Genomic DNA, 4,711 nt, shown 5'->3' on the forward strand with positions numbered 1-4,711 from the left:
GTATGCCCTTGGTTGGCGGTTCGTGTGTTCTGGCCGGTGGTTCGCGTGCCTGTGGTTGACGGTTCGTACGTTCTCGCGACGGTTCGTACGTTCTGGTCGACGATTCGTACCGTTCGGTGACGGTTCGTACGGTAGGGGTACGTAGCGTCACCGGAAGGTACGAACCGTCGCGGGAAGTGCCGAACCGTCGCGGGAAGTGCGGAAGCGTCGCGCGGGGCGCACGAGCGGGCCGGCCCGGTCCGCGCCCCTGCAGTAGTGGATGCCCCCGCAGTAGTGTGTGGTCCCCGCGGCACCACCGGGACCCGCAGCGGCGTTTTCACCTCCCCGCAGTGGTGGGTACCTCCCCGTTGAGGCTGGTGTGTGGCACTGGCCTGCTGTGAGCTGCGCGCGCATGGGCACGCCTCCCCGCAGCACCTGGGATCGCTGGGATCGCTGGAACCGCTGGAATCGCTGGAATCGCTGGAATCGCTGGAATCGCTGGGATCGTTGGGATCGTTGGAACCGCGGGATCGCTGGCCGGTGCCGTCGGCGGTTGTCGTCCTGGTTCGGGAGCCGGGTGGTCTCAATGATTTCTACCATTTGCCCGGGGCCGCCAACACGGCCGGACCCGCGGCCCCGTGCGACCCCGCCGAAGCGAACGCGACCACCACACCGCGGCACGATCCCTCCCACCACAGCCACAAACCGGAGGAGCAGGCATGAGGTGCCACTGCCGATTGCGCGTCGGCCATGACAGATGTAACGTTGATGCGGCCTCATTGTGAATGACGGTTGTAAATGTCGACGATGAATGCGTGTGAGGGAAAAATGGCGCCGAAGATCGTGTATGCGTCCAAGACGGGAAACGTGCAGAAGGTAGTTGAGCGGCTCGGGCTTCTGCCCGACGCCCTCAAGATCGTAGACGGCACTGAGCGCGTGGATGGTGAGTACGTATTGTTCACCTACACGGTCGGCAAGGGGCAGATTCCTAAGCCCGTGAAGGCGTTCCTCGAGTCGAATCCGGGGATTGTGGCCGTGGTGGGAAGCGGAAGCAAGGCCAAGAGCCACGTAGAAACATTCAATTTCGCGGCTAAGCGCGTAAGCGAAACCTATGATGTGCCAGTCATCGCCAAGCTGAACGGCGTGGGCACCAGTGAAGATCTCGACACGATTCGTGCGGGTCTGGCGGCGCTCTAGCCGAGTGGTGCCGGACGGTGCTGAGTTGCGTGGCGTCGGGTGGCGCTCTAGCCGAGTGATGCCGGGTGAATCTGGTGTCGATATCGGCGTCGTCGGTGCCGGTGGCCGGTGCGCGTCCGGGCCGGCGCACCCGGGTCAGCTCAGCAGCAGACTGGCCGCCACATAGACGGCGGTGCCGCCGATCAGCGAGAGCCCCAGGGATCTGCGCCACAGGTGCAGTCCTGCGGTGGTGCCGATGCCCGCAAGGGCGGGCAGCCAGGTTGCGGGGGCGCCAGTTACCCCATCGAGCGTATAGGCCACCAGCACGATCATGACGCCGAGCGGCATGGCGTCGCCGAGGAACCCCACCAACGGCATGCGCCCGCGCCCGCGCAGCAGCACGAACGGAGCAACACGGCAGGCGAAGGTTATGGCGGCCACCGCCGCAACGGCCCCGGCCAGTTGGGGATCGGTGAGCATCAGCTTCCACCTCTGCTCGCCGGGGCTCTGTTCGCGTGGACCCGCCACGCATACAGGGTTATGAGTGCGGCTGCAAGGGTACCCAGAGCGCTTAGAAGAGCCGCGGACCCACCTACCAGCAGCCCGACTCCTCCGGCCACGAATCCACTGAGTAAAACGGCCAGATCGGGGTGCGCCTTCCAATTCTCGATGGCAAGAATCACGAACAGTGAAGTGAGCACGAAGCCGAGCAGCTCCACGCGCTCCCCGATAAGTGAAGCCAGGCCGGTTCCCGCCAGAGCACCCGCGGTCGTCCCGGTGATCCAGGCGGAATGGCTCAAGGCTTCCACGATGACGATATAGCGCCCACTCATTGCGGCCCGGTCGCGCGAGGCGAGCAGGGCGTACACCTCGTCGGTGATGGCGTGGATCGCGTACAGGCGGGTGAGCGGGCGGTCGCGGACCCGATTCAGTGGAAAGCCCAGCCCGTAGAAGACGTGACGGCCGGAGACGAACAGGGTGGAGGCGGCGATCGCCGCTAGTGGCTGGCCGGTTCCCGCCAGTGGGACCAGCAGCATCTGCATGGTTCCCGAGTAGATGACCAAGCTCCACACCGGCGCCCACCACCATGCCAGGCCCTGCGCCACCAGCAGCAGCCCGGCGGCCAGTCCCAGCGTGATGTAGCCGATCATGATCGGCAGTGCGTCTCTTGCGGCATCGCGCGCACTGACCATGGGCAGCGGCTCGCGTGCCGACGCCGACGCCGCGGGGGAGGGAACGCTGGGAGCGGGCACCGCCCCAGGCTAGATGCTGTCAGGCCGGGGTGTTCAAACGGACTTCATGGTGAGATCAGGATCGTTCCGCGTCCAACGGCGAGACGCCGACTCAGGCGCGGCGTACCCGGTCGATGATCTCCTGCTCGCGGCGGCCCGCCCGGCGGGCCTGGTGCGAGACCACACCGACCATGATCATGAACAGCCCGAAGGCGATGAACTTGCCGCTGATGGCGTCGGCCCACCAATATGCTGAAAGTGCGGCGCCTAGGCTCGAGTGAGCGGTAAGGCGGTCCAGCAGCGGGCCCACCGCATCGTTCATAGCGGCAGGCGCGACTAGGAACGGCAGGCCCGCCAAAACGGATATGACGCCTACTACGAAGGACCCCAGGCTGGATCGGCTGGCGGTCCACAGCGCGAAGGCGAGCGCGGCGGCTCCCGCAGCCAGCTCCAGCAGCGCGCGCACAGATAGACCGAAGCGCATCGGGGTGGCCCCGTCGACGGCCGCGGCGGCGCCGTCGTGGAGGAAGTACCAGGCCAGGGGCAGTGCGACTACCCATACCAGCACGCCGACCCAGTGGGCGGCGGCGCGGGACTTCGGATGGCCGACGACGCTTGATCCCTCCAGCAGGATGTCGTCTTCCGAGCGTGGTTCGTCGGCGGCCGGTTCGGCGTCGGGGGCTGCGGGCGCCGACGCAGCGGGGTCGGCTGTGGGGGCGGACCCGGGTGTGGGTGGCACCGGGGCTGGGGCGGGATCGGGCGCGGGTGGTGCTGGGGTCGGGGCGTGCGGGGGCTGAACCGCCTCGTCGGCCGGATCAGCGCTCGACGTGGTCAGGGAGGCGGCTGGGGTGGAGGAGTCCGCGGAATCGTGCGGGGCGGCCGCTAGCTCCCAGGCGGCGGACTCGGCCCGGTCCGCCGCTGTGGCGTGGTCCTCGGGGTCGTGTCCGGCGGCGTTGGTGTCGGTGCTCATCTGAACCTCCTTGTCCGCCACGGTAATGGCGCCGCCACCGTGCGCTGGGAGGCGTGCCGGGAGGCGATTCGAAGTAGACCGACCTGGGACTGGCGGACTCGTCTAGGCCTCCTACTGCGGTAGTAGTGAAAAGCTGACAGCCGAATGCCTCGACTCGTCTGTCGGGCGTTGGGAGGGCGGGCGCCTTTGACCGACCGGTAGTCAGGCCCGGGAGTAGGGCACTCCGTGCGGTGGCGTGGTCTCCTCCCGGGAGCGCAGTTCTGCCAGCTCCCGCATGCGGCCCTCGCGCCGGGCCAGGTGCGCGCCCCAGCCGACGCTGACCAGCACGATTCCCGTCAGCAGGAGTCCCGCCCCGGTCGGGTCGTTAGGTAGCAGCCGCTGTGCCAGCGCGTGCCCGGGCAGCTGCGGCCAGATATGAGCCAGCAGGCTCGGCACTGAGGCCAGTACGAGCAATATTCCGGTGGCCCGGGCGCCCAGCGTGGAGCGGCCTGCGAACGCCGCCCCGACCACCAGCAGGATCAGCGCCAAGGTGGGGCCGAGCACCGCCCCGCCCAGGGGCTCATCCGGGGAAACCAGGCGGGCGTATCCGGTGGAAATGAGCGTGAGGGCGAGACCCGTGGTCACGATCGTGAACGGGAGGGAGAACGCATGGTCGCGGCGCCGCGACGGGGGTGCCGCCGGGGTGACGCCCGGCGTCTTGTCGTGGGCGCTGAGCCTGACGGACAGGCGTGCATCGGCGCGCCCGGCGCGACGTGCCAGCCGCATTCCCCAGGAACCGCCCAGTAGCAGTGCTGCGACGATGAGCACCGCCCCGCTGGGGATCAGTGTGCGCGCCCAGGCGAAGGGGGCGGCGGTGGCGCGACCCGGGATAGACACGATTGCCATCTGCGCCGCCAGGGCGACGATCCCGCCGACCAGGCCGCCCAATGAGGAACGCAGTGCAAACAACCACTGGGCCAGCGCCGAGACCACGAGCGCGAGCAGCGCAAACAGCGCGATACGCGGCAGCTGACCCGCTTCGGACGCGGCTGCGGCTACCCCCGTCAGAGCGAGTATTGCAGGTGGCAGTACTGCGCCGACGGCGGCCGTCAGCAGATAGTCGCTGCGACGAGACCGCGGTGCCTGCTGGGTGCTTTCGGTGCCGGGCGCGGAGGTCTGCGGCGCGGGCGCAGCTCGCCCCGATGACGGCGTCGCGGGGGAGGAGTTGTCTTGCGTCACATTTGGATTTTAGACGATCGCCCGACGGGCGGCGCCGGCACGCTGGCAGATGCACTGGGGCCGGTGGGCCAGCAGGGGCCCCGCCGGGCCGCGGGCGGGCCGGGCGCCGTCGCCCGGGTGCCGACCCGGCCGGCTG

Annotated in this window: 6 protein-coding genes; 2 read left to right on the forward strand and 4 right to left on the reverse strand. The window is 68.5% G+C overall.

Going from position 1 to position 4,711, the window contains the following annotated elements; all coding sequences use genetic code 11:
* The first annotated feature begins 360 nt into the window (after positions 1 to 360).
* A complete protein-coding gene (locus GZ997_RS09855) occupies positions 361 to 702 on the forward strand; it encodes a hypothetical protein (protein ID WP_162679761.1) in 342 nt (113 codons plus the stop codon).
* A 105-nt stretch (positions 703 to 807) separates the two neighbouring features.
* On the forward strand, positions 808 to 1,176 hold the full coding sequence (locus GZ997_RS09860) for a class Ib ribonucleoside-diphosphate reductase assembly flavoprotein NrdI (protein ID WP_162679762.1): 369 nt from the start codon (positions 808 to 810) through the stop codon (positions 1,174 to 1,176).
* Between the two features lie 135 nt (positions 1,177 to 1,311).
* Here GZ997_RS09860 and GZ997_RS09865 read toward each other — a convergent pair whose 3' ends face one another.
* The 4 genes from GZ997_RS09865 to GZ997_RS09880 all read right to left on the reverse strand — a co-directional run bounded on the left by GZ997_RS09865 (position 1,312) and on the right by GZ997_RS09880 (position 4,575).
* Positions 1,312 to 1,635 (reverse strand): AzlD domain-containing protein, encoded by a 324-nt coding sequence (locus tag GZ997_RS09865; RefSeq protein ID WP_161923465.1) that lies wholly within the window; start codon positions 1,633 to 1,635, stop codon positions 1,312 to 1,314.
* Positions 1,635 to 2,348, reverse strand: coding sequence for an AzlC family ABC transporter permease (locus GZ997_RS09870; protein ID WP_162679763.1), 714 nt, complete (start codon positions 2,346 to 2,348; stop codon positions 1,635 to 1,637). The genes GZ997_RS09865 and GZ997_RS09870 overlap by 1 nt, the downstream gene beginning before the upstream one ends.
* Positions 2,349 to 2,499: 151 nt before the next feature.
* Positions 2,500 to 3,357, reverse strand: coding sequence for a hypothetical protein (locus GZ997_RS12820; protein WP_238994400.1), 858 nt, complete (start codon positions 3,355 to 3,357; stop codon positions 2,500 to 2,502).
* 201 nt (positions 3,358 to 3,558) lie between these two features.
* A complete protein-coding gene (locus GZ997_RS09880) occupies positions 3,559 to 4,575 on the reverse strand; it encodes a hypothetical protein (protein ID WP_343212319.1) in 1,017 nt (338 codons plus the stop codon).
* Positions 4,576 to 4,711: the final 136 nt, after the last annotated feature.

This window comes from Actinomyces sp. 565 (assembly GCF_010365615.1).
Taxonomy (GTDB): Bacteria; Actinomycetota; Actinomycetes; order Actinomycetales; family Actinomycetaceae; genus Actinomyces.

Bases quoted from the DNA above. Each gene is read 5' to 3' on its own strand.
- GZ997_RS09870 (WP_162679763.1), bottom strand. From the start codon at position 2,348: ATGGTCAGTGCGCGCGATGCCGCAAGAGACGCACTGCCGATCATGATC.
- GZ997_RS09860 (WP_162679762.1), top strand. From the start codon at position 808: ATGGCGCCGAAGATCGTGTATGCGTCCAAGACGGGAAACGTGCAGAAG.
- GZ997_RS12820 (WP_238994400.1), bottom strand. From the start codon at position 3,357: ATGAGCACCGACACCAACGCCGCCGGACACGACCCCGAGGACCACGCC.
- GZ997_RS09865 (WP_161923465.1), bottom strand. From the start codon at position 1,635: ATGCTCACCGATCCCCAACTGGCCGGGGCCGTTGCGGCGGTGGCCGCC.